24 protein-coding genes are annotated in these 22,335 nt (G+C 61.6%); 17 read left to right on the forward strand and 7 right to left on the reverse strand.

Going from position 1 to position 22,335, the window contains the following annotated elements:
- Positions 1-7 precede the first annotated feature (7 nt).
- Positions 8-1,120: an acyltransferase family protein gene (locus ACSQ2Z_RS08090; RefSeq protein WP_436080722.1), complete on the reverse strand. Its 1,113-nt coding sequence runs from the start codon at positions 1,118-1,120 to the stop codon at positions 8-10.
- 202 nt (positions 1,121-1,322) lie between these two features.
- Between ACSQ2Z_RS08090 and ACSQ2Z_RS08095 the strand changes: the two genes are divergently transcribed.
- Positions 1,323-2,012 (forward strand): LysE family translocator, encoded by a 690-nt coding sequence (locus ACSQ2Z_RS08095; protein ID WP_436080723.1) that lies wholly within the window; start codon positions 1,323-1,325, stop codon positions 2,010-2,012.
- Positions 2,013-2,039: 27 nt separating this feature from the next.
- Positions 2,040-3,899, forward strand: a complete 1,860-nt coding sequence (gene recQ / locus ACSQ2Z_RS08100; RefSeq protein WP_436080724.1) for a DNA helicase RecQ — start codon at positions 2,040-2,042, stop codon at positions 3,897-3,899.
- Positions 3,900-3,907: 8 nt separating this feature from the next.
- Here recQ and ACSQ2Z_RS08105 read toward each other — a convergent pair whose 3' ends face one another.
- The gene (locus ACSQ2Z_RS08105) at positions 3,908-4,678 is read right to left on the reverse strand and encodes an SDR family oxidoreductase (RefSeq protein WP_436080725.1); all 771 of its coding nucleotides are present in this window, start codon (positions 4,676-4,678) and stop codon (positions 3,908-3,910) included.
- Between the two features lie 249 nt (positions 4,679-4,927).
- Between ACSQ2Z_RS08105 and ACSQ2Z_RS08110 the strand changes: the two genes are divergently transcribed.
- The 6 genes from ACSQ2Z_RS08110 (at position 4,928) to ACSQ2Z_RS08135 (ending at position 12,291) form a co-directional block, all read left to right on the forward strand.
- On the forward strand, positions 4,928-6,115 hold the full coding sequence (locus ACSQ2Z_RS08110; RefSeq protein WP_436080726.1) for a glycine C-acetyltransferase: 1,188 nt from the start codon (positions 4,928-4,930) through the stop codon (positions 6,113-6,115).
- Positions 6,116-6,303: 188 nt separating this feature from the next.
- Entirely contained in the window at positions 6,304-7,338 is a 1,035-nt protein-coding gene (tdh, locus tag ACSQ2Z_RS08115; RefSeq protein ID WP_436080727.1) for an L-threonine 3-dehydrogenase, read from the forward strand.
- Positions 7,339-7,858: 520 nt separating this feature from the next.
- Entirely contained in the window at positions 7,859-9,910 is a 2,052-nt protein-coding gene (rpoD, locus tag ACSQ2Z_RS08120; RefSeq protein ID WP_436080728.1) for an RNA polymerase sigma factor RpoD, read from the forward strand.
- Between the two features lie 358 nt (positions 9,911-10,268).
- Positions 10,269-10,562 (forward strand): GYD domain-containing protein, encoded by a 294-nt coding sequence (locus ACSQ2Z_RS08125; protein WP_436080729.1) that lies wholly within the window; start codon positions 10,269-10,271, stop codon positions 10,560-10,562.
- 62 nt (positions 10,563-10,624) lie between these two features.
- Complete coding sequence (locus tag ACSQ2Z_RS08130) at positions 10,625-11,002, forward strand: DUF427 domain-containing protein (protein ID WP_436080730.1); 378 nt, start codon at positions 10,625-10,627, stop codon at positions 11,000-11,002.
- Between the two features lie 161 nt (positions 11,003-11,163).
- Positions 11,164-12,291 (forward strand): DUF930 domain-containing protein, encoded by a 1,128-nt coding sequence (locus ACSQ2Z_RS08135; RefSeq protein WP_436080731.1) that lies wholly within the window; start codon positions 11,164-11,166, stop codon positions 12,289-12,291.
- 21 nt (positions 12,292-12,312) lie between these two features.
- Here ACSQ2Z_RS08135 and ACSQ2Z_RS08140 read toward each other — a convergent pair whose 3' ends face one another.
- A complete protein-coding gene (locus ACSQ2Z_RS08140) occupies positions 12,313-12,771 on the reverse strand; it encodes an SRPBCC family protein (RefSeq protein WP_436080732.1) in 459 nt (152 codons plus the stop codon).
- Positions 12,772-12,835: 64 nt separating this feature from the next.
- Here ACSQ2Z_RS08140 and ACSQ2Z_RS08145 point away from each other — a divergent pair, with 64 nt between their 5' ends.
- A complete protein-coding gene (locus ACSQ2Z_RS08145) occupies positions 12,836-13,159 on the forward strand; it encodes an ArsR/SmtB family transcription factor (RefSeq protein WP_436080733.1) in 324 nt (107 codons plus the stop codon).
- Positions 13,160-13,257: 98 nt separating this feature from the next.
- Here ACSQ2Z_RS08145 and ACSQ2Z_RS08150 read toward each other — a convergent pair whose 3' ends face one another.
- Positions 13,258-13,710, reverse strand: coding sequence for a VOC family protein (locus tag ACSQ2Z_RS08150; protein WP_436080734.1), 453 nt, complete (start codon positions 13,708-13,710; stop codon positions 13,258-13,260).
- Between the two features lie 315 nt (positions 13,711-14,025).
- Between ACSQ2Z_RS08150 and ACSQ2Z_RS08155 the strand changes: the two genes are divergently transcribed.
- From ACSQ2Z_RS08155 to ACSQ2Z_RS08165, 3 genes are all read left to right on the forward strand, one after another.
- Entirely contained in the window at positions 14,026-14,466 is a 441-nt protein-coding gene (locus ACSQ2Z_RS08155; protein ID WP_436080735.1) for a hypothetical protein, read from the forward strand.
- Positions 14,467-14,469: 3 nt separating this feature from the next.
- Positions 14,470-15,696, forward strand: a complete 1,227-nt coding sequence (locus tag ACSQ2Z_RS08160) for an HlyD family secretion protein (RefSeq protein ID WP_436080736.1) — start codon at positions 14,470-14,472, stop codon at positions 15,694-15,696.
- Between the two features lie 554 nt (positions 15,697-16,250).
- Positions 16,251-16,928 (forward strand): peroxiredoxin-like family protein, encoded by a 678-nt coding sequence (locus tag ACSQ2Z_RS08165; RefSeq protein ID WP_436083021.1) that lies wholly within the window; start codon positions 16,251-16,253, stop codon positions 16,926-16,928.
- Positions 16,929-17,199: 271 nt separating this feature from the next.
- Here ACSQ2Z_RS08165 and ACSQ2Z_RS08170 read toward each other — a convergent pair whose 3' ends face one another.
- Both ACSQ2Z_RS08170 and ACSQ2Z_RS08175 read right to left on the reverse strand, forming a co-directional pair.
- On the reverse strand, positions 17,200-17,865 hold the full coding sequence (locus ACSQ2Z_RS08170) for an HAD family hydrolase (protein WP_436080737.1): 666 nt from the start codon (positions 17,863-17,865) through the stop codon (positions 17,200-17,202).
- 42 nt (positions 17,866-17,907) lie between these two features.
- Positions 17,908-18,114, reverse strand: a complete 207-nt coding sequence (locus ACSQ2Z_RS08175; protein WP_436080738.1) for a hypothetical protein — start codon at positions 18,112-18,114, stop codon at positions 17,908-17,910.
- A 504-nt stretch (positions 18,115-18,618) separates the two neighbouring features.
- On the opposite strand from ACSQ2Z_RS08175, the gene ACSQ2Z_RS08180 reads away from it, so the two are divergent.
- The 5 genes from ACSQ2Z_RS08180 (at position 18,619) to ACSQ2Z_RS08200 (ending at position 21,099) form a co-directional block, all read left to right on the forward strand.
- The gene (locus ACSQ2Z_RS08180; protein WP_436080739.1) at positions 18,619-19,050 is read left to right on the forward strand and encodes a hypothetical protein; all 432 of its coding nucleotides are present in this window, start codon (positions 18,619-18,621) and stop codon (positions 19,048-19,050) included.
- A gap of 57 nt (positions 19,051-19,107) precedes the next feature.
- Positions 19,108-19,461, forward strand: a complete 354-nt coding sequence (locus tag ACSQ2Z_RS08185; protein WP_436080740.1) for a DUF1428 domain-containing protein — start codon at positions 19,108-19,110, stop codon at positions 19,459-19,461.
- 75 nt (positions 19,462-19,536) lie between these two features.
- The gene (locus ACSQ2Z_RS08190; RefSeq protein ID WP_436080741.1) at positions 19,537-19,959 is read left to right on the forward strand and encodes a secondary thiamine-phosphate synthase enzyme YjbQ; all 423 of its coding nucleotides are present in this window, start codon (positions 19,537-19,539) and stop codon (positions 19,957-19,959) included.
- Between the two features lie 145 nt (positions 19,960-20,104).
- On the forward strand, positions 20,105-20,509 hold the full coding sequence (locus ACSQ2Z_RS08195; RefSeq protein ID WP_436080742.1) for a ketosteroid isomerase-related protein: 405 nt from the start codon (positions 20,105-20,107) through the stop codon (positions 20,507-20,509).
- 170 nt (positions 20,510-20,679) lie between these two features.
- Positions 20,680-21,099, forward strand: a complete 420-nt coding sequence (locus ACSQ2Z_RS08200; protein WP_436080743.1) for a hypothetical protein — start codon at positions 20,680-20,682, stop codon at positions 21,097-21,099.
- A 358-nt stretch (positions 21,100-21,457) separates the two neighbouring features.
- Here ACSQ2Z_RS08200 and ACSQ2Z_RS08205 read toward each other — a convergent pair whose 3' ends face one another.
- Positions 21,458-22,201 (reverse strand): SIMPL domain-containing protein, encoded by a 744-nt coding sequence (locus ACSQ2Z_RS08205; protein WP_436080744.1) that lies wholly within the window; start codon positions 22,199-22,201, stop codon positions 21,458-21,460.
- Between the last annotated feature and the right edge of the window lie 134 nt (positions 22,202-22,335).

Here is a 22,335-nt window from a genome sequence, read left to right on the forward strand (position 1 = left end):
TTGCCTGTCAGGCGGTTACAGCCTGCCTGCTCCGCCCGATGTTGCGGCCATACCTGTGGAACGGCAATTCAATGAAGACGTATGAGATCCGCGAGATCACGAGGGCGCCGACCAGCGTTGCAGAAACGAGGACGGCGAATTGCGACCAGGGCTCCTTGATGCCAAGTGCCTGGACCGCTTGCAGCATCAGGATCAACACGATCATGTGGGACAGATAGACCGAATAGGCCATGTTGCCGACCCACTGCAGCGGCCGGGCATTCGCCGCTCGGCTGAAAAGTGCGGCCATCCCGCCTTCATTTTCCCGGGCACGGATCACCAGCATGATGACCGTCGCCCAGATCAGATAGGGCAGAACGCTGATGGATCGCTGCAGGAGCAATCCCGCCAGGACGAGCGCCCAGACCTTCACGACCGGTATCAACCGCACCGGGTGACCTTCTTTTTCCCTGTATTTCATGACGTAGAATGTCGCGATCCCGAGGGTGAAATCGACAAGCCATCCGCCAATGAAGCCTTCCGGCATGCGCGGCAGGATAAAAGCAACAATGACGGCGCCGATAAGCAGCAGCCCGATACGGGTGGCATTCATCCTCGTTGTCAGGAGGGCGATGAAAAACGGCGCTATCAGATAATATTGCCATTCCAGCGATATGCTCCAGGCCTGTCCCAGAAAGGCGTAGTCGGTCGAGGGCAGCAGGCGCGGCGGCACCAGTCCATGCAGCGCCGGCAGGTGCGCAGCGAGATGCCAGGGCCAATAGGTGATCGTGTCGGTCGCGATCTTGATTCTCGCCGCCTGCATCGCGCCGACCGGCGCATTTACCCAGGTTTCCAGAGCGAGATTTGCCAGGAGGACTGAGAGCGCCAGGTAAAACAGGTAGACCGGGAAAATCCGGAATGCGCGCCGCGTGATGTAGAGACCATAGCTCTCCGGCTTCTTGTCGATCAACGCTGCGATGGCAAAGCCGCTTAGGAGGATGAACACGGTGACGGCATGGAAATTATAGAGCTTCGCTTCGACCAGCCGTCCGTGCAAGGCCGACGCGGTCGCCACATGCCCCACCACGACCCATATCGCCAAGACCCCGCGCAGGGCTTCAAATTGTTTTACGTAGCGCATCAAACCACCGTTCGTTGGTCCCGTTACGCCAGTCTTATCGTGATGCACTGCAGCAATTTTTAGTCAACGCCAGAGATTTATGTATGATCTGAAATCACGGCTGCCGAACTTGAGGCCCCGACGAGCAAGGTGACCTCTTGCCGACCGGCCAGCGAATTGCAAAAGTCACCTACGAGAGCCGTTTTCATAAGGAGGGGAACTTATGACTGAAATCGCCTTGCTGGCTTTCGCACTCGTCTCGTTCATCGGCATCGCCACGCCCGGCCCGACGGTGCTTCTGGCGCTGACCAACGGTTCGCGCTTCGGCGTCCGGCGCGCTCTCGTCGGCATGATCGGCGCGGTCCTGTCCGATTTCGTCCTGATCGGCGCCGTCGCGCTCGGGCTCGGGGCGCTGCTGGCAGCTTCCGAATTCTGGTTCTCCGTCGTCAAATGGATCGGTGCCGGTTATCTTGCCTTTCTCGGCATCATGCTTTTGCGCTCGAAGGGTTCGTTGAACGAGACGTTGCACGGCACGGCGGAGAACGGCTTGGGATCGCCGCGCTCGATCTTCCTGAAAAGTTTCCTGGTCGCGGTCACCAATCCCAAAGGCTATCTGTTCTTCTCGGCCTTTCTGCCCCAGTTCATCGTGCCGAGCGAACCGCAGGTCCCGCAATATGCCGTTCTCGCCCTCGTTTTCGCCGCGATCGATTTTCTCGTCATGTTCGGTTATGCGGCGCTCGGCTCGCAGGCCGTGCGCGTGCTGAAGACCTCCGGCGCGCTGTGGCTCGACCGCATCTGCGGCGGTGCTCTCCTGGCGCTCGCCGGTTCGTTGGCGTTCTATCGGCGCGCGAACGCAGGATTGCCAATAACCGAGGCACAAAGCCTCGCGCCCACCACCGCACCTGTGCCATAGTCCCGCTCTCCCCACGAAAGCGATTCCATGCCTCCCATCCACGACCGCACCGATCCCCTGTTCGATAACGCAGGCGCGAAAAACCCGCTCGCCGTCCTGAAACGGGTCTACGGCTATTCCGCCTTCCGCGGAAAGCAGGCGGCCGTGGTCGAACGGGTGGTGTCGGGCGGCGATGCGGTCGTGCTCTTTCCGACCGGTGCCGGAAAATCGCTCTGCTTCCAGATCCCGGCGCTTTGCAGAGACGGCGTCGGCATTGTCGTCTCGCCGCTGATCGCCCTGATGCGCGATCAGGTGGAGGCGCTGAAGCAGCTCGGCGTCCGGGCGGCGGCGCTCAACTCGTCGCTGACGCGCGAGGAATTCCTCGATGTCCGCCGGGCGATTGCAAACGGCGATCTCGATCTGCTCTACGTGACGCCCGAACGCATCGTCACGCCGGCCTTCAAGGAGATGATCGGTACTGCGCGGATCGCGCTGTTTGCTATCGACGAAGCGCATTGCGTCTCCCAATGGGGCCATGATTTTCGCCCGGAATACCGGGAGTTGGGTCATCTCGCCGAACATTATCCCGGCGTGCCGCGCATGGCGCTGACGGCAACGGCCGATCCGCATACCCGCGAAGACATCATCGACAGGCTCGGTCTGCACGGGGCTGAAGTCTTCGCCACCTCGTTCGACCGCCCGAACATCGCCTACGAGATCGTCGAGCGCGATCAGCCGCGCCAGCAATTGCTGCGGTTCCTGTCGCGCCACAAGGGCGCGAGCGGCATTGTTTATTGCCTGTCGCGCGCCAAGGTCGAGGACACGGCCGAATGGCTGAACGGGCAGGGCATCCGCTCGCTCGCCTATCATGCCGGCATGGATCGGGCGCTGCGTGATGCCAATCAGGACGCGTTCCTCAAAGAAGAAGACCTCTGCCTCGTCGCCACCGTCGCCTTCGGCATGGGCATCGACAAGCCGGACGTGCGCTATGTCGCCCATCTCGATCTGCCGGGCTCGGTCGAGGCCTATTACCAGGAAACCGGCCGTGCCGGGCGCGACGGGCTGCCGTCCGATGTTTGGATGGCCTATGGCATGGCCGACGTCATCCAGCGCGGCCGGATGATCGACGGGGGCGGCTCGGCTGACGAAATCAAGCGGGTCGAGCGCGCCAAGCTCAATGCCCTGCTTGCCATCTGCGAGACGCCGACCTGCCGGAGACAAGCCATCCTTGCCCATTTCGGCGAAGCTCATGGCGGCAATTGCAGCAATTGCGACACCTGCATCAAACCCGTCGAGACCTGGGACGGCACGGATGCCGCCATCAAGGCGCTGGCCGCCATCTACCGCACCGGCGAGCGCTTCGGTACCGGTCATCTGATCGACGTTCTCCTCGGCAATATCAACGAGAAGACGACGCGCTTCGGCCATGCCGACATGCCGGTGTTCGGGGCCGGCAAGGACATCCCGTCGAAGACCTGGCAGTCCGTCTATCGGCAATTGCTCGCGGCAGGTTTCGTCAGCGTCGACCATGAGGCTTTCGGCGCGCTGAAACTGCAGCCGGAGGCCCGCGCCATCTTCAAGCATGAACGGGAGGTTCGTTTTCGCAAGGACCGCCCGTCGACGGGCAAGGCGCAGCGCAATGCCAAATCTGCTGGCAGCACCGCTGCCCGAACGGACATGTCGGAGCGCGATCATGGCCTCTTCCAGAAACTGCGGGCACTGCGCGCCTCGATCGCCAAGGACATGAACGTCCCGCCTTACGTCATCTTCCCCGATACGACGCTGATGGCGCTCGCCAAGGAACGGCCGACAAGGAGCGACGACCTTCTCGGCATCCCCGGCATCGGCGCAACCAAGCGCGAACGCTATGGCGACATTTTCCTCGAGGCGATCCGCAACGACGGCTGAGGCGAGGTCTACATCCTGACCGTCATCCCACCATCCACCGTCAGCACATGGCCGTTGACGAAGGAGGCAGCGTCGCTCGCCAGAAACAGCGCCGCGCCGGCGATCTCGTCCGGCCGGCCCCAGCGCTCAACCGGTATGCGCTGGCGCACGAAGGGCATCAGATCCTCGTCAGCCGCCAGCGCCGCATTGGTTTCGGTGGCAAACCAGCCCGGTGCGATCGCATTGCTGGTGATGCCGTAAGGTCCGTATTCCACCGCCATCGCCCGCATCAACCCGGTCAGGCCCTGTTTGGCGATGGGATAGATGCCGTCGCCCGGCATTGCCACCTGGCCGTTGATCGAGGTGATCGAAATCAGTCGTCCGTGCTCGTTCCGCTTCATGAGCGCGGCCGCATCGCGCGACAGCGTCGTGGCGGCGATCAGGTCGGTGCGAATGAGGTCGACGATCGCCTCGTCGTCGAACTCTGCCAGCGGCCGCCGGTCGCGGGCGCCGACATTGTTGACGAGGATGTCGAGCCGGTGATGGCTGCGCTCGATAGCGGCAAGCGCGGCGCGCTGTGCCTCCCGCTCAGTGACGTCGAAGGCGACGGCCTCGGCGCTGCCGCCTGTAGCCGCGATCCGGCCTACGGCTTCCTTGAGCGTTTCCGCCGTGCGACCGTTGATAACGACATGCGCTCCCGCCTCGGCAAGCGCGCGGGCGATCTCCAATCCAAGCCCGCGCCCGCCGCCGGTCACCAGGGCCACCCGGCCCTTCAAGGAAAATCTGTCGAAGATGGTCATGGCTCCCTCGTCGCATAAAATACATTGCCTATCGGCGCTGAAATAGTTGACTCAGTCAACTAGCTTTTTTTCGGCTCGCGTGTTTCCGGCCGGTATGCTTCCTTGAAACATTGAGCGCGCGGCCAGACAAGTTCCTTTGGCCGCCGTGTCGCGGCAGCGCCGCGCCCCGCCGCGCGTCTTCTGCTTTCTTCCGCGCGGGAATATGATAGGTCTCCATCGCAACCCGATCTCCGTTTGGAAAGCGCCGTCATGACATCAGCCTTCATCCAGCATCTCTCGTCCGAACTCGAAGGCCTGAAAGCCGCCGGTCTCTACAAATCCGAGCGGGTGATCACCTCTAAACAGGCAGGCGAGATCGAAGTTGCCTCGGGTGCCAGGGTCCTGAATTTCTGCGCCAATAACTATCTTGGTCTCGCCAACAACGAGGAACTCGCCGAGGCCGGCAAGCGGGCGCTCGATCGCTACGGCTACGGCATGGCCTCCGTCCGCTTCATCTGCGGCACGCAGGAGGAGCACAAGCAGCTCGAGGCGCGCATCTCGTCGTTCCTGCGCATGGAAGACACCATCCTCTATTCGTCCTGTTTCGATGCCAATGGCGGCCTGTTCGAAACGCTGCTGAACGAGGAAGACGCGATCATCTCCGACGCGCTCAATCATGCCTCGATCATCGACGGCGTGCGGCTTTCCAAGGCCAAGCGCTTCCGCTACGCCAACAACGACATGGCCGCGCTCGAAGAGGAACTGAAGAAGGCGGAGGGGTCGCGCTTCAAGCTGGTCGCCACCGACGGCGTCTTTTCGATGGACGGCATCATCGCCAATCTGCAAGGCGTCTGCGATCTTGCCGAAAAATACGGCGCCATGGTCATGGTCGATGACAGCCACGCCGTCGGCTTCGTCGGCAAGCACGGCCGCGGCTCGGCCGAATATTGCGGCGTCGAGGGACGGGTGGATATCATCACCGGCACGCTCGGCAAGGCACTCGGCGGCGCATCGGGCGGCTACACCTCGGCGAGACGAGAAGTGGTGGAGTGGCTGCGCCAGCGCTCGCGGCCCTATCTCTTCTCCAACACGCTTGCTCCGGTCATCGCGGCTGCCTCCCTCAAGGTCTTCGACCTGATCGACAATGGCGACGCCCTGCGAGCGCGGCTCGAAGCCAACGCATCCCTATTCCGCGCCGAAATGGGCAAGCTCGGCTTCACGCTTGCCGGCGAGGGCCATCCGATCATCCCGGTCATGCTCGGAGACGCGTCGCTGGCACAGGAAATGGCGGCAAGGATGCTGGAAAAAGGCGTCTACGTCGTCGGCTTCTCCTTTCCCGTCGTCCCCAAGGGCCAGGCCCGCATCCGCACCCAGATGTCGGCCGCCCACAGCGAGGCAGATGTGCGCCGCGCGATCGCGGTGTTCGAGGAAGTTGGCAGGGAACTGGGTGTGATTTGAGGGATTGCCCCTCATCCGGCCTGTCGGCCACCTTCTCCCCGTAAACGGGGAGAAGGGACAAGCCGCGGGTTTCGATGTTCGTATCCGTTGCGGTGCGGCGGCGATCTCGATCATTCCCTCTCCCCGCTTGCGGGGAGAGGGCTAGGGTGAGGGGCAGCGCGCAGCGCATCGATATCTAAGGAATGAAAATGACCAACATGATGAAAGCCCTCGTTAAATCCAAACCGGAAGTCGGCCTCTGGATGGAGCATGTGCCGGTGCCGGAGCCCGGACCGAACGACGTGCTGATCAAGGTGAAGAAATCCGCGATCTGCGGCACCGATGTGCACATCTGGAACTGGGACCAGTGGGCGCAGAAGACCATTCCGGTGCCGATGGTTGTCGGCCACGAATTCGTCGGCGAGATTGCTCAGATCGGCTCTGCGGTCACGAAGTACCATGTCGGCGAACGGGTCTCGGGAGAGGGCCATATCGTTTGCGGCAAGTGCCGCAACTGCCGCGCGGGGAGGGGGCATCTCTGCCGCAACACGCTCGGCGTCGGCGTGCATCGTCCCGGCTCCTTCGGCGAGTTCGTCTGCATCCCGGAATACAATGTCGTGGCGATCCCCGACGAGGTGCCGGACGAGATCGCCGCGATCTTCGATCCCTTCGGCAACGCCGTCCACACCGCGCTCTCCTTCGATCTCGTCGGCGAGGACGTGCTGGTCACCGGCGCCGGCCCGATCGGCATCATGGGCGCCATGGTCGCCAAGCGCTCCGGCGCGCGCAAGGTCGTCATCACCGATATCAACCCGGTGCGCCTGGCGCTCGCCGAAAAGGTCGGCATCGACTATGTCGTCGATGCGTCCAAGGAAAACCTCAGCGACGTGATGACGCGTATCGGCATGACCGAAGGGTTCGATGTCGGGCTCGAAATGTCGGGCGCCGCCCCGGCCTTCCGCGACATGATCGACAAGATGAACAATGGCGGCAAGATCGCCATCCTCGGTATCGCGCCGACCGGCTTCGAGATCGACTGGAACAAGGTCATCTTCAAGATGCTCAACCTCAAAGGCATCTACGGCCGCGAGATGTTCGAAACCTGGTACAAGATGATCGCCTTCGTGCAAGGGGGGCTCGACCTCTCGCCGATCATCACCCACCGCATCGGCATCGACGATTTCCGCGATGGTTTCGAGGCGATGCGTTCGGGCAATTCCGGCAAGGTGGTGATGGACTGGTAGGACTTGAAATCACGTCCGGGTGCGTCATCTCTCAACGGGATGAGGAAAAGTGCGAGGCGGTGACCGCGATGCGAGGCGGTCGTCGCTGGTTCGTTTCCGGTCGGCTATGTCACTGCGGAGATTTTCCGGACCCTTGTCTTTTTATGAACAGTTCCTACATTTCCGCCAGTGAACTGAATCTTTGAAGCGACGAGCTTGATTCAGCCTTTTTTGCCGTTTTAAACGGTTTTTCGCCGGAAATGCTTGACGGGACCGAAAATTGTGGGAATCACCATTTCTAATACAGTAGGTGAAATGGGTACGGCGGATACGATCATCATGCAAATGATGTCTAACCGGCGACGCTGTCGCAGCTGGCCGGTCTAACCTCGGTGTGACTATCGTGGTTAAGCAGGAATTAAAGGTCATCCCGTTACGTCAGGGGTAATGATTCGCGGTGGGAGCGATTGACGCGCCCGAGCCTCGAAAAAGTTTTGCACCGCTCACGCGTTGAATGCTGTCCAAGGAAAGCGACGAATACATGGCAACCAAAGTCAAAGAGAACGAAGAAGCAGAAGCCGAACGCGAAGGCGCACCCGACGGCCCGCTTCTCGATCTCTCGGATGACGCGGTCAAGAAAATGATCAAGGCCGCCAAGAAGCGCGGCTACGTCACCATGGACGAACTGAATGAAGTTCTGCCGTCCGATCAGGTCGATCCTGACCGGATCGAGGACATCATGGCGATGCTCAACGAAATGGGCATCAATGTCGTCGAGGACGAGGAAACCGAAGAGGGCGCTGCGGCGGCCGAGGAGGAAGACGGCGAGGCCGACGCCGACAGCGAGGGCGGCGAACTTGCACCGTCCGGCGGCACTGCCGTTGCGACTGCAAAGAAGAAGGAGCCTACCGATCGCACCGACGATCCGGTCCGCATGTATCTGCGCGAAATGGGCTCGGTCGAGCTTCTGTCGCGCGAGGGCGAAATCGCCATTGCCAAGCGCATCGAGGCTGGCCGCGAAACCATGATCGCCGGTCTCTGTGAGAGCCCGCTGACCTTCCAGGCGATCATTATCTGGCGCGACGAACTCAACGAAGGCAACACGCTGCTGCGCGAGATCATCGATCTCGAAACCACCTATTCCGGTCCGGAGGCAAAGGCCGCCCCGCAGTTCCAGTCGCCTGAAAAGATCGAGGCCGACCGCAAGGCGGCCGAAGAGAAGGAAAGGAACCGCAGGCCGCGTGCTGGCGACGACGACATCACCAATGTCGGCGGCGAGGGCCTGCCGCCGGAGGAAGAGGAAGAGGACGACGACGAATCGAACCTCTCGCTCGCCGCCATGGAAGCGGAACTGCGTCCGCAGGTCATGGAAACGCTCGACACCATCGCCGAGACCTACAAGAAGCTCAGGAAGCTGCAGGATCAGCAGGTGGAAGCCCGCCTCCAGGCGACCGGCACGTTGTCGCCCGCCCAGGAGCGACGCTACAAGGAGCTGAAGGACGAGCTGATCACGGCGGTCAAGTCGCTGTCGCTCAACCAGAACCGCGTCGACAGCCTCGTCGAGCAGCTCTACGACATCAACAAGCGCCTCGTGCAGAACGAGGGTCGCCTGCTGCGTCTGGCTGAATCCTACGGCGTCAAGCGCGACAGTTTCCTCGAGCAGTATTCCGGCGCCGAACTTGATCCGAACTGGATGAAGTCGATCGCCAATCTCGCCGCCAAGGGCTGGAAGGAATTCGCCAGGAACGAAAACACGATGATCCGCAACATCCGCGCCGAGATCCAGAATCTCGCCACGGAAACCGGCATCTCGATCTCCGAATTCCGCCGTATCGTGCATATGGTGCAGAAGGGCGAGCGCGAAGCACGCATCGCCAAGAAGGAAATGGTCGAGGCCAACCTGCGTCTCGTGATCTCCATCGCCAAGAAATACACCAACCGCGGCCTGCAGTTCCTCGATCTGATCCAGGAAGGCAATATCGGGCTGATGAAGGCGGTCGACAAGTTCGAGTACCGTCGTGGCTACAAGTTCTCGACCTATGCGACCTGGTGGATCCGGCAGGCGATCACCCGCTCGATCGCCGACCAGGCCCGCACCATCCGCATTCCGGTGCACATGATCGAGACGATCAACAAGATCGTCCGCACATCGCGCCAGATGCTGCACGAGATCGGCCGCGAACCGACGCCGGAGGAACTGGCCGAAAAGCTCGCCATGCCGCTCGAAAAGGTCCGCAAGGTCCTGAAGATCGCCAAGGAGCCGATCTCGCTCGAAACGCCGGTGGGTGACGAAGAGGATTCGCATCTCGGCGATTTCATCGAGGACAAGAACGCGCTGCTGCCGATCGACGCCGCCATCCAGGCGAACCTGCGCGAAACGACGACCCGCGTTCTCGCTTCGCTTACGCCTCGTGAGGAACGCGTCCTGCGCATGCGCTTCGGCATCGGCATGAACACCGACCATACGCTCGAGGAAGTCGGCCAGCAGTTCTCGGTCACCCGCGAACGCATCCGCCAGATCGAAGCCAAGGCGCTGCGGAAGCTCAAGCACCCGAGCCGCTCGCGCAAGCTGCGGAGCTTCCTCGATAGCTAAACGACGGCGGTGGTCGATTGAAAAAAATGGAACCCGGTCGGTGAAAACTGGCCGGGTTTTTCGTCAAGTCGCAAGATGTTGATATCGGTGCCATTCATCCGTTGAGATCGGTCAATTCCGCCTCCAATCGGCCGCCCCCGCTCGCTCTGCTCACATCTTCCGATGGCTTCGTCTTTCTTGTTCCCTCAAGCCGACAGGACTATACTCCTCTGCTTGCCAATACCTCGAGCTTTCATCGCGTGCGTTCTGTTGAGTGAAATCGGCCGTCCGCTTTGTGGATGGTTTGTCCGATGAGGCGGGAGGCGGAGGCGTCAATCGCGGCACCATCTTCACGGTCGTGCCGCATGGGAGGTGTGCTATGACCATGTATATCATGCTGATCAACTGGACGGACCAAGGTGTGAAGACCGTGCGCGAGTCGCCGAAGCGCCTCGACGCGGCGAAGAAACTGCTGAGTGATATGGGCGGCTCGTTCAAGGATTTCTACCTGACCATGGGCGAATATGACATGGTGGCGGTTTGCGAAGCGCCCGACGACGCTGTTGCCGCGCGGTTCGCCCTTTCTCTCGGTACGGCCGGCAACGTGCGAACCCGCACATTGAAAGCCTTCCCCGAGGCAGCCTACCGCGAGCTGATCAATTCGCTCGGCTAGGGCATGATGCCCGCCTGGACAGGACCATGATGACGAAGCCTTTGCCGGGTTAGGAGAACTATATGTCCGAAAAACCGATCAGGATACCCGGCCCGGACCACCCAATCACCATCACGCGGAACCCAGGTCGCGTGGTGGTGAAGGCGGGCGGAAAGGCCCTTGCCGATAGCCGCAACGCCCTGACGCTGCGGGAATCCTCCTATCCGCCGGTACAGTACATTCCGCGCGCCGATGTCGATATGAGCCTGCTGGAGCGGAGCGATCACGTCACCTATTGCCCCTACAAGGGCGATTGTTCCTATTTCAGCATGCCGTCCGGCGGCGAACGGCTGGCGAACGCCGTCTGGACCTACGAAACGCCCTATGATGCGGTCAGCGCCATCAAGGATCATCTGGCCTTCTATGCGGATCGCGTCGAGATATCCGAACACGAGGACTAAGCGGGCCGGGCGGCGATGTACGTGGGTGGGTTCACGCTCGCTAGGAACGCGTGAAGCCGCGTGCTACTGAACACCACACCGGCTGTCAGGCCGGCTGAACGTCGTCTTTCCATCTTCTGCCGGTCACGCTCCGGCCAGTATCCGGCCGTATCCACCCATTCATGCAGCAAAAACTGGAAAAACGGGGAAGTTTTGGTGCGGGGCTTTTCGCCTCCGTTGCGCTGCATGTCGCGATCGCCGCACTGCTCCTCTTCCGCCTGCCGCCCGCCGCGCCGGAGCCCGAGAAGGAGGAGACCGTCAAGGTCGAGATGGTGCCGGAACCGGAGAAGAAACCCGAGCCTGAGAAGAAACCGCAGCCGAAAAAAAAGCCCGAACCCGAGAAGAAACCAGAGCAGAAGCAGAAGCCGCAGGCCGAACCAAGGCAGCAAGCCGAGAAGAAGCCGGCGGAAAAACCGGTAACCCCAGCCAAGTCCGGGCAGCGCCCGGCGGAGAAGCAGGCAGAGGCGCAGAAGAACCAGCCGCATGCCTTCGAATCTGCCGCGAAAGAGGGCGGCAAGGAAGCGGGCGGCGACAGGCCGTCTGAGCCGTTGCTGCAGCCCGAGGTCGAGCCGCGCGCCGACCGCGCCACGCCGCCGGTCGAGAGCAAGGTGGCGGAGAAAACTGACGAGGCGATTCAAAAACCTGACGACGAGCCCGAGAAGACATCGAAGGTTTCCAAACTGCCCGAACTCGATCTCCCCGAAACCGAAACTGCCAGGGAGATCCTGAACGAAGGCGAGGCGGACATACGGACCGTGCCGACGCCGGTGCTGAAACCCGAACAAAAGCCGAGCGACGTCAGTTTGCTAAAGCGCCAACAATCGACGTCGGCCGACAGCAAATCAGCCGACGCAAGATCGCTGCTGCCGCCGTCCGATCTGCCGAAGGCCAAGGAATTGTTCACCGCCGACGCACTCTCGAACCCACGGGCGCGCCAGGCGCTCGGCAAACTGCCGCCAAACCGGCGGATCGTACAGATGTGTACGTTTGAGACATTGGAGCAAATACGCCACGCGTCGCCGGAAACCCTGCCGGAAGGCATTGTAGCCTTTTCCGACGGCGGCGGGCTGATCTCCGGCCAGGTGTTGCGTGCCACCGGCGGAGCCTTTGTCAGCCGCCGAGTTTGGCGCGATATCGAGTTCGAATGTACCGTCGACGAGGAGTTTGGCAGCGTAACGTCGTTCCGCTTCGCGATCGGCAAGGTCATTTCGGAGAGCGAGAGGAAGGCTCGGCAGTTTCCCGCGGATTGACCCGCCGCGCCGCCCGATCTGCTACTTGTAGAATCCCTCGCGCAGATTGATGCCGTGCTCCAGCCAGACCTTCATGGCGCAGAGAGCCCCTGTCCAGCCCTCGCAATTGCTGTAGGAGCCCTTGAGCCCGCCGGCCGTCTCGCGCCAGCCTTCCTCGGAAATCGTCACCAGCGTTCGGCCGTTATCGACGGGCTCGAAGGTCATGGTGACGGTCGTATCGTAACCTGCGGTTTCGGCCGCGCCTTCATTGGCCGCCCATTGCAGCACGATCTTCCTGTCCTTCACGACATCGATCACTTTCACCGGAAAGGCGCCGGGAAAATCGTGAAAATCCCATGTGACGGTGGCGCCGGTCTCGAGCCGGCCTTTGGCGCCGCCGGTGGTGAAATAACGCGACAACTGGGCGGGATCGACGACCGCCTCGAAAACCTCTGATACCGGCTTGGCGATCCGGCCGGCGACCTTGAATTTCAGTTCCATGACCTTTCCTCCTGTTTTCCTGTTCCGGCTTGTTCTCCGCTCCATTATGTTATAAAAACATAACATGTCAATCGATGAGAAAAACGACAGAATCTTCAAAGCCTTGGCCGCCTCCAGCCGGCGTGCGATGCTCGATATGCTGAAGGATCACCCGCAAACGACGGGCGAACTATGCGCGCGTTTTCCAGGCCTAGACCGCTGCACGGTGATGCAGCATCTCAAGGTCCTGGAGGAGGCGGACCTCGTCATCGTCCGCCGCGAGGGCCGCGAGCGCTGGAACTATCTCAATCCGCTGCCGATCAAACAGATCCACGACCGCTGGATCGGTCCCTATGCCGCCCAGGCGGTGGACCTGCTCGGGCGGCTGAAGGAGGACATGGAGGGCTGAGGCCCCGCTACTGCATGATCGGAATCGATTTAAGGATAAAATTATGCAGCAATTCAAGTGATAAGCGTCCTTCGCGGTCATATTTGACGCGCGGCGCTTTAGCCTGCCGCCGCCTTCTCCAGCCCGGCCACGTCGATCTTCACCATCCGCATCATCGCGTCGGTGGCGCGTCTGGCCCGGGCCGGGTCAGGGTCGTTCAGAAGCTGCATCAGCGCATCGGGAATGACCTGCCAGCTGATGCCGAAACGGTCGGTCAGCCAGCCGCATTTTTGCGGGTGTCCGCCTTCCAGCAGCCGCTCCCAATAATAGTCGACCTCCGCCTGGCCTACACATTTGACGAAGAAGGAGATGGCCGGCGTGAAGTGATAATGCGGCCCGCCGTTCAGCCCCATGAATTCCTGGCCTTCCAGTTCGAAGGCGGCGGTGAAGGTTTTCCCGTCCGGTCCGTGCTTGTGATAGGTCACTTTCGCATTCTTGAAAATCGACGTGTAGAACTCCAGCGCCTCGTCGAGCCGGTCGTCGAACCAGAGAAACGGCGTGATCTTTTGCATGCTCTTCTCCCTCCCTTGAGCTATGCGATTGATCTATGTCCCTTGCGCCCGCAATCAACCCGCACGATCGCCGGCGGATTGAAAATGCCAGTCAAAGTCTGTGCCGATGCTAGTCGTGTCAAAAGTGCCGACAATCGGCGGCGGCCACCGCCTATCGGTCAGGCTCGCCCCCATCGCTAAAAAATCGGAAGCACGCTACACTGGCGGCGGGGGCGTAACGGGACACGGATCGCGCTGAAATCGGCTTGCCGGAGCTGCGGGATCCGTTTCATCCATCTGGGACACTCGGGCGCCTTTTCAGAGGGGGGAAATGCAATGGCGCAAGCGCTTCATCCTGCCGCAACTGACCACTTGCCGGTCTTCATCACCGAGCCTGGGCAAACCGATTACCTCTTCAACGTGGTCGTGATCTTTCTGCTGATCGGCGTCCTCGTCCTTGGCAATTTTTACTTTCAGCTTCATGCCTTTCCGGAGCGCCGGGCGCACCGGACCAGCAAGGTGCAGATGGAAATCGTCGCCATTCTGGCCCTGATCTCGCTTTTCACGCACAACCATATCTACTGGATCGCCGGCCTGCTCCTGGCCTTCATCCAGATTCCCGATTTCTCGTCGCCGCTCCATTCGATTGCCCAGTCGCTGGCGAAACTGTCCGGGCGTGATGCCGAAACGGCAGAGAATCTGGCGCTGGTGGCTGACGAGCCGGTCGAGGCAAGCGATCCGGCGCAAAGGACGGAAGCGCACGGGGGAGGGATCTGAGCCATGTTCGAGTTGATGCTCTGTTCGTTGCTGACGGTCTTCCCCGACTATCTGTTTCGCCGCTATGCCCAGGGAAAGCGGATCGGCCGCGAAATTACCTTCTACACCGTATGGTATGAGCTGCGCTGGGGCATTACCGCCTGTCTGCTCCTGACCATTTCGCTGATCACGCTGATCTTCTACTTCCACCCTTCGACCAAGCACGTCACGGCCGTGTTCCGCACGGTGACGATCCTGCCGGAAACGGTCGGGCGCGTCGATGAGGTCTATGTCGGCAACAACCAGAAGGTCGAAGCGGGGGCACCGCTCTTCCGGCTCGACGGGTCCCAGCAGGAAGCGGCCATCGAGACCGCCCGCCGGCGCATTGCGGAAATCGTTGCCGAGACGCAGGTGGCTGAAACCGAGCTTGCCGGCGCCGATGGCCAGATCACGGAGGCTCAGGGTGCCTATCAGACCGCGGTGGACGAATATGAGATGAAGGCGCAGCTTCTGAAGAGCAACGCCGTGTCCCAGCGCGAGGTCGACCGCCTGCAGACAACCATCGACGGCCGCAAGGGCGCGGTCGATGCAGCGCTTGCCAAGAAAAAGACGCTGGAGACGCAGATCGCCGTCCTGCTGCCGGCGCAAAAGGCAAGTGCCGAAGCCGCCCAGGCACAGGCGCAGGTCGATCTCGACAAGACGTTCGTCAGGGCCGGCGTCGCCGGCTCCGTCCAGCAGTTTACGCTGCGGCCCGGCGATGTTGTTAACTCGATGTTGCGGCCGGCCGGTATCCTCGTGCCGGCGGAGGCGGGTCGGGTAGCCCTCATCGCCGGCTTCGGGCAGATCGAGGCCCAGGTGATGAAACCGGGAATGATCGCCGAGGCGACCTGCGTCGGCAAGCCCTTCACCATCATTCCGATGGTCGTCACCGGTGTCCAGGACGTCATCGCCACCGGACAGTTGCGGCCGACGGATCAACTCGTCGATGTCCAGCAGATGGGCCGGCCGGGAACGCTGACGGTCTTTCTTGAGCCGCTCTATCCCGGGGAACTGGAAGGCATTCCGCCGGGAAGCAGCTGCATTGCCAATGCCTATAGCAACAACCACGATGCCCTCGCAGACGAAAACATCGGCACGCTGCGATGGCTGTTTCTTCATGTCGTCGATGCGGTCGGGCTGGTGCACGCCATGATCCTGCGGATGCAGGCCGTACTGCTCCCGGTGCAAACGCTCGTCCTGTCTGGCCATTGAGCCTGAAGGATGGAAGGGAGGCAATTGCCTCCTCTCCCCAGCGGGGAGGAGGTGGCCCAAAGGGCCGGATGGGGGCGGCTTGGCGACGGCTTGCTCCCTCTTCTCCCCGGCGGGGAGAAGGTGGCGCGAAGCGCCGGATGAGGGGGGGCGGCTGGCGCCGAACTCGCTGAAAACCCCCCTCATCGCCTCGCCTACGCTCGGCACTTCTCCCCGCGGGGGAGAAGAGGTAGCTTGCCGCAATCGCCTTCGCTCCACATGGAATTGCCCTTGAGGGGGCTACGCGGCAGGGTAGAGGGGAGACGACCGATTGTGTGCTGTGGTTCAAGACGTTGAACAGGGGTGCCCGGAAGTTCGGTCAGCCTTGCTGTTTAAGCTTGCTCATGAGCCGATGTGGGGCCATTCTCATGCCGGTAAGGCGAAGCCGTGCAGCGCTTGATGTCGCCCTCGGCGCGGAGCCGAGTGCTCTTTCGTCTTCGAGCAAACGTTTGCGCCAGCGGGCTCGGCCTTGAAGCGTGCGCCTTTTCCCGGCTGGTACCAGGGCGAGGAGGTTGCCCATGTCCACACATTCTGTCGATCATCCGTTACAACCGGGCGACCGGGTCCCGAACATCATGCTGGATGCGATCTCGCGTGAGGGGAAGATCACGCTTGATGATTTTCGCGGCCGCAGCCCGTTGCTGATCGGTCTGTTTCGAGGCCTGCATTGTCCGTTCTGCCGGCGTTATGTCGCGGCGATGGCACAACTCAACCCGGCCCTGCGCGAAAAAGGCATCGAATCTTTGGCGGTGGTCAACACCCCGGTCGAGCGCGCGCGTCTCTATTTTCGTTACCATCCGATACCCGATCTCCTTGCCGCGTCCGACCCCGCGCGAACTTCGCACCGAGCCTTCGGCTTGCCCATCGTCGAGTTCACGCAGAATGAGACCGTCTGGCCAAACAAGGTCGGAATGGACGAGGTCATGACCATGCGGGTCGATCTGCCTGAATTGCCCGAACCGATGGACCCGCCCACGGCAGGCGACCTTCTCAATCAAAAGGATGGCTACGAAATCATGGAAGCCGATCAACAGGTGCGGATAGCCGGCCACATGCAGCTTGTCGGCCACTTCCTGCTCGATCGCGAAGGCGTGGTGCGCTGGAGTTTTACGGAAGTTGAAGACGAAGGCCGAAACGTCTGCCGGGCGCTGAACCCCGAAGAACTGATGTCGGCAGCGTCAGAGGTCGCGCATTGATCGCGAAAATCGCGATCACTATCGCGTGGGGCCGCAGCGGGGCGACGCCTGCTCCTTGCAGCACGTCGTTCCCGCGTACCTCACGGCGGCTTCCCCATTCCGATCTTCCTGATCGTCAAGGCATGGGGGCGGCTTTGGACCATCAACAGGGCGAGAAACCGAAACCTTCACTCCCTACAGCGCCGCGCGTCAAACATGACGCGCAAAGGACGCTGTAGCACTTTGAAACTGCTGCATAATTTTATCCTTAAATCGATCCCGATTTAAGGAATTATGCAGTAGCACTCAAGATAATCCGGCGGACCTCATGCAGATCACGGGCGACGAAGCTGCAGAGAGCTCGAATTTCGTCCGTAGGCTCAAGAAGGTCCGGCACCATCACCGTCATCATTCCGGCAGCGCACGCCGATCGAACGCCGTTGTGAGAATCCTCCAAGGCCAAGCACAGCCGTGGATCGAACCCTAGCCGCCCTGCAGCCACCAGAAACGGATCCGGGGCCGGTTTGCTGGCAGTATAGTCCCCGTGCCCCACAATTGCGTGAAACCGCCCCCCCAGGTTGTGAGCATTCAAGTGATCCTGGACCCTATGATGAGCCGACGACGTGGCGATAGCCCGACGAAGCTGCAAATCGTCTAAGGTGTCAAGCAATTCGACCACGCCCGGCTTTAAGGTAAGGGAGGTCGCCGCTATCAGATCAAAATGCCGGAACATGGCTGCGAAGAACTCATCCACGGGAAAGGCCGAACCGTAGAGGTCCAAGAGCAGGCGTCGGCTCTGGTCCACGGGACGACCGATCATAAGGCTGCTGGCCGAAGTTAAATCATGCCCGCCTTCGGTCGCTGCCGCAGCAATTGCTCTCTGGTAAAGCGCCTCAGTATCAAAAAGCAGACCGTCCATGTCGAAGACAACGGCGGCTGGGGTCCGGGGAAGATGCAAGGAGTTTACCTGAGCTATGCATGAATTTGCGTGATGAGACGATCAGGCCGCGTGGTTTTCCAGCATGTGGATGACCTTGATACCGTCGCGGTATTTGACACATGCGATGAGCGGTTGCAACTGATTGGTGCGGCCAGGATATTTGGGGGCAGCGCCCGGCAATTTTTGCGGCGTCGGACCCGGTGCGATGATGGTGGTCTTGCGACGCTCCCGATAGGCCTTTTGCCCGCCCGTCACCCCAAAAATCATCCCCGCAAATCCCCGCCCTTTGCACCCGTGCCATACTCCTCCCGTCCCGCCATCGGATACACCGGTTTGCGTTGCCGGCGAGGCGGGGCCGGTGCCCGGTGGGTTTGGCGAAACGCGCGCGAAACCCCCGGGGCTGCGTGAAAGGCGGTTCTCCTCCGGTTCGCAAATGAACCGGGCGTGCCGGGCATGTCCCACCACGGGCGGTTCACCCCGCCGGGCGGCTTTGCCGTCCACGGGTCCAGGGCATGCCCCACCGTATTGAAAGGCCTGGCGGATAAGCGGCCGGGCCGGGGCATTGGAGGCTTCTCGTGACAGGAGAAGCGCAGAAGAACCTGAGAAGCGCGGCAAAAGACACCGAAGCGGGGCACATCGCGTGTCACCTACCTATCCTACTTGAGGCACCCGATGTGCCCCTGCCGATCCCGCCGTGCTTCTGGCCGGCAAACTGAAGACGATGTCAAGCCGCGGGCGAAAAACGCCGCGTGAACGAGAAGGTGTGTCCGCATGGAAGAGCAGACAAAAAAGGAAGAGCCGGCTCAGCGTAAAATCCTGTGGGGCAAGCAGATGCCGTTTCTGCAGTTTGTCGTGCTGTCGCGCATGGCCGTGAACAAGATGGAGATATCCCCCTTCTGCGGCTTGCGCCGCTGCGCCCGCAAGGGGCACTGCGCCGGCAAGCTGATACGGTGGAAAATCCCGCCGGTTCTCGGCGATAGCGACGATCTTACCGTCTGGCTGCCGCTCTGCATTGCCGGTGCCGACGATCAGTGGCTGAAGGGCTTCATCACTTATTGGCACGCCTGCCGCGACGCGTATTTCGTGCGTCCCATTCGCCCGCCGGAGGCTGAACCCGAGATCCCGCCGCTGTGCGTGGAGTGGCCGCATGCCGATGCGTGCGATCCGCAGACACTGCCGCCTTTTCTCTATCCCCTCGGTTGACGATCCGGCTTGCCGCTCCATTTCGCTTGGCATGGTTCACAGCGGAGGAAACCTCAAATGCACTATGTCGACGGATTTGTTGTCGCCGTGCCGAAGGGCAATATCGAGGCTTACAAGGACATGGCCCGTACCGCCGGCGAAGTCTGGAAGGAATATGGCGCGCTGTCCTATGTCGAGTGCATCGGCGACGATGTGCCCTATGGCGAACTCACCTCCTTCCCGCGCGCCGTCCAGGCAAAGGACGACGAGGTCGTGGTCTTTTCCTGGATCACCTATCCCTCGCGCGAGGAGCGCGACCAGATCAACGCCAAGGTCATGGCCGACCCGCGGCTTGCGAGCGACAAAAGGACCATGCCCTTCGACGGCAAGCGCATGATCTATGGTGGCTTCAAGAGCTTCCTGGAGCTATGACGGCTGCTCGATGAACGAAAAACGGTGACCCTGCCTGATGAACGAAATGCGGGCAGGGCCGGGAAAAAGGACGCCATGCCCCAGACGATCATCAGCCTGTCGACGCGCGGAGCCGGTCTCTACGAATTCACGCACGAGGCTGAGGCCTTTGTTCATAAGAGCGGTCTGGAGGAAGGGCTGCTCACCGTCTTCGTCCGCCACACCTCCTGTTCGCTCCTCATCCAGGAGAATGCCGACCCCGACGTCAGGCGTGATCTCGACCAGTTCTTCAAGCGCCTGGTGCCGCCGTCGACCGATCCGTCGATGCGCTGGATCATCCACACGGCTGAAGGACCCGACGACATGCCGGCCCATATCAAGGCGGCGCTGACGCAGGTCTCGATCGGCATTCCGCTCAGTGGCGGCCGCCTGATGCTCGGCACCTGGCAGGGGCTTTATCTGTTCGAGCACCGCGACCGGCAGCATAGGCGCGAGATCGTCCTGCATCTCGGGCGGTGATGTCGGTTTTGTGCTGGACAGGCGGCCACCGGCCGGTGCATTCTGGCCCCGATATCTGTTTCCATTCCGGAACAAAATCAGGGCTTTGGCGTTATTCTCAGCCGGTCACCGCAAGGCTCCGGCTCGACAATCAGGGGGACGTTCGTTGACCGACGCGCAGACGATAGCCAGCCGCTTCATGGAGGCCCTGAACGAGCGGGATTTCGACACGCTCGCCACCTTTCTCGATGAGGACGTGGCGCTGGATTCGCTGACCGGACAGCGGACCATAGGCGCCGGCCCGCTGCGCATGGGCGTCATGAGCTATTTCCGCCATTTTGACGAGACCTTCGGTGACATGGTGCTCATGCACGATGCGCTGGGCCAGCGCGTCGCCATCGACGCAACCGCCCGCGGCACCTACCGCGAAACCATGCCAGGCTTCCCCGCCGCCACCGGCCAGTCCTATTCGATCCCGAGCGTCTTCGTCTTCGAATTCGAAAACGGTGCCGTCACCCGGCTCAGCCACTACCGCAACATTCGCGTCTTCGAAAAAGAGCTCGCCCGCTAGCCTCGACGCTTCTCTTCCCGCTGTTCTTTCACGCTCCGGCCACCTGAACCGCCGATGAACGGCGAGTTCCGATTCCGTTCAGCCGTCCCGGCTTACCTTTTCCTCAATGCCCCGAAACAAAAACCCACGGGCGGACGTTTGAATTTTGGACCCAACACGGAGAAACACTCATGAGACAGATATTCACAAGACTGGCACTTGCCGGCTTCATCGGTCTGACGGGTCTCGGCGCAACGGTCGCCCCGGCCGTCGCCGAAACGCTGACATTCGGCATCCATTCCGGCGGCGTCGTTGATGTTCAATACCGCGATCGCGACGGCTATGGCGACGAACGTGACGGCTATGGCGACGAACGTGACTGGGGCCGGGATCGCCGCCATCGCCCGGACAGGGGTGACGGCTGGGGTCGTGAGCGCCGCGGCCGTTGCGCCCCCTGGCTCGCCGTTGACAAGGCACGTGATTACGGCCTGCGCCGGGCCTATGTGGCTGACGTGTCGTGGCGCCGCGTCGTGGTCGAGGGCCGCCGTCACGGCGACTACCGTCGGATCGTCTTCGCCAACGCACGCGGTTGCCCGGTCATCGGCCGCTAAGGGCACGCCGCCCTTGACGCTGGCATCAGTGGCTGGGCGGTAGATCCCATCCTTTCCGCCTCGTCCCCCCGGCCGGCGGAAAGTCTCGCCCTTCGCGGTTCGCCCGCGGGGGGCGTCTTTGTTTTATCGCCGCCGGGCGGTCTGCGGCGCAACGACGTCCCCCTTACCGGCTTGTGCCCGGCCGCGTGAAGCACCCCCGCCACAAGGGCGGGCAGGAGGGGCGGGCATGAGGGGCGGGCATGAGGGGCAGGCATGAGCGGCGGATTGAGACGCGGCTCTGCTCCATGATCACGGGCTCACCAAAACAAAACCCCGCCGAAGCGGGGTCCGATTTTCCACGGTCGTCTGCGACCTGATATTATTGCGCGATCGCGAAGGTGACGTTGACGGTGACGTTGTAGCTGTTTTCGCCCGCCGCAATCGGCACGGCATCGGCGGCATATTCCTTTGCCATAGTGCGCATCATCGGCAGCGGTTCGGGCCGGGATGAGTTCTCTGAAATCTCAATGATGCGGCCGAGAGCGACGCCGGCGGCCTCCGAAAGCACCTTGGCCTTGGCGACGGCATCGGCCACTGCCTGCTTGCGGGCTTCGGTGATCGTCGCTTCCGGCTGGTCGTTGGTGAACTGGATCGAGCCGCCCTGGTTGACACCGAGCGTCACCGACTGGTCGATGATCGCGCCGAGCTTGTCCAGGTCGCGCACCTTGATGGTCAGCGAATTGGCGACCTGGTAGCCGATCAGGACCGGCGGGTGGTTGCCGCCATCGCTGTTGTCCGGATACTGGTACTGCGGATTGACCGCAAAGCCCGAGGTCTGCACGTCGCGCTCGGCGATGCCGCCGCTCTTCAGCGCGTTGAGCACGTCCGCCATCGCCTTGTTGTTGGCGTCGAGCGCCTCGCGGGCGGTTTTTGCATCCTTGACGACGCTGAACGACAGGATCGCCATGTCGGGCGCCACTTCCGAATGGCCCTCGCCGTAAACGGTGATCACCGCTTCGCGCGGCGTGTTATCCTGCGCGAAGGCCGCCGCGCTTGCGATGCCCGCAAAGGCAGTCGCCAGCATGGCGGTCCTGAGGCGGCGGAAAAGATAGGCTGAGGTCATGGATGGGTTCTTTCCGGTTGTGTCTCGTCCCTGCCACCCTTCATGATGATTGATTGTGTAGGGATTGCGGCGACGTCTTGTGGGAAAACCCGTTTTCCGCTAGAGCCAGTCCACCGCCGTCTGCCATTGGCCGG

The sequence above is a fragment of the Pararhizobium sp. LjRoot235 genome, from assembly GCF_964254145.1.
GTDB lineage: Bacteria > Pseudomonadota > Alphaproteobacteria > Rhizobiales > Rhizobiaceae > Pararhizobium.

What these genes read in the sequence shown, in the direction of transcription:
- recQ (WP_436080724.1), top strand. Translation starts at nt 2,040, where the DNA reads ATGCCTCCCATCCACGACCGCACCGATCCCCTGTTCGATAACGCAGGC.
- ACSQ2Z_RS08140 (WP_436080732.1), bottom strand. Translation starts at nt 12,771, where the DNA reads ATGGAACTGAAATTCAAGGTCGCCGGCCGGATCGCCAAGCCGGTATCA.
- ACSQ2Z_RS08110 (WP_436080726.1), top strand. Translation starts at nt 4,928, where the DNA reads ATGACATCAGCCTTCATCCAGCATCTCTCGTCCGAACTCGAAGGCCTG.
- ACSQ2Z_RS08165 (WP_436083021.1), top strand. Translation starts at nt 16,251, where the DNA reads ATGTCCACACATTCTGTCGATCATCCGTTACAACCGGGCGACCGGGTC.
- tdh (WP_436080727.1), top strand. Translation starts at nt 6,304, where the DNA reads ATGACCAACATGATGAAAGCCCTCGTTAAATCCAAACCGGAAGTCGGC.
- rpoD (WP_436080728.1), top strand. Translation starts at nt 7,859, where the DNA reads ATGGCAACCAAAGTCAAAGAGAACGAAGAAGCAGAAGCCGAACGCGAA.
- ACSQ2Z_RS08105 (WP_436080725.1), bottom strand. Translation starts at nt 4,678, where the DNA reads ATGACCATCTTCGACAGATTTTCCTTGAAGGGCCGGGTGGCCCTGGTG.
- ACSQ2Z_RS08175 (WP_436080738.1), bottom strand. Translation starts at nt 18,114, where the DNA reads ATGATTTTTGGGGTGACGGGCGGGCAAAAGGCCTATCGGGAGCGTCGC.
- ACSQ2Z_RS08125 (WP_436080729.1), top strand. Translation starts at nt 10,269, where the DNA reads ATGACCATGTATATCATGCTGATCAACTGGACGGACCAAGGTGTGAAG.
- ACSQ2Z_RS08200 (WP_436080743.1), top strand. Translation starts at nt 20,680, where the DNA reads ATGAGACAGATATTCACAAGACTGGCACTTGCCGGCTTCATCGGTCTG.
- ACSQ2Z_RS08130 (WP_436080730.1), top strand. Translation starts at nt 10,625, where the DNA reads ATGTCCGAAAAACCGATCAGGATACCCGGCCCGGACCACCCAATCACC.
- ACSQ2Z_RS08145 (WP_436080733.1), top strand. Translation starts at nt 12,836, where the DNA reads ATGTCAATCGATGAGAAAAACGACAGAATCTTCAAAGCCTTGGCCGCC.
- ACSQ2Z_RS08155 (WP_436080735.1), top strand. Translation starts at nt 14,026, where the DNA reads ATGGCGCAAGCGCTTCATCCTGCCGCAACTGACCACTTGCCGGTCTTC.
- ACSQ2Z_RS08180 (WP_436080739.1), top strand. Translation starts at nt 18,619, where the DNA reads ATGGAAGAGCAGACAAAAAAGGAAGAGCCGGCTCAGCGTAAAATCCTG.
- ACSQ2Z_RS08190 (WP_436080741.1), top strand. Translation starts at nt 19,537, where the DNA reads ATGCCCCAGACGATCATCAGCCTGTCGACGCGCGGAGCCGGTCTCTAC.
- ACSQ2Z_RS08095 (WP_436080723.1), top strand. Translation starts at nt 1,323, where the DNA reads ATGACTGAAATCGCCTTGCTGGCTTTCGCACTCGTCTCGTTCATCGGC.
- ACSQ2Z_RS08090 (WP_436080722.1), bottom strand. Translation starts at nt 1,120, where the DNA reads ATGCGCTACGTAAAACAATTTGAAGCCCTGCGCGGGGTCTTGGCGATA.
- ACSQ2Z_RS08185 (WP_436080740.1), top strand. Translation starts at nt 19,108, where the DNA reads ATGCACTATGTCGACGGATTTGTTGTCGCCGTGCCGAAGGGCAATATC.
- ACSQ2Z_RS08205 (WP_436080744.1), bottom strand. Translation starts at nt 22,201, where the DNA reads ATGACCTCAGCCTATCTTTTCCGCCGCCTCAGGACCGCCATGCTGGCG.
- ACSQ2Z_RS08150 (WP_436080734.1), bottom strand. Translation starts at nt 13,710, where the DNA reads ATGCAAAAGATCACGCCGTTTCTCTGGTTCGACGACCGGCTCGACGAG.
- ACSQ2Z_RS08160 (WP_436080736.1), top strand. Translation starts at nt 14,470, where the DNA reads ATGTTCGAGTTGATGCTCTGTTCGTTGCTGACGGTCTTCCCCGACTAT.
- ACSQ2Z_RS08135 (WP_436080731.1), top strand. Translation starts at nt 11,164, where the DNA reads ATGCAGCAAAAACTGGAAAAACGGGGAAGTTTTGGTGCGGGGCTTTTC.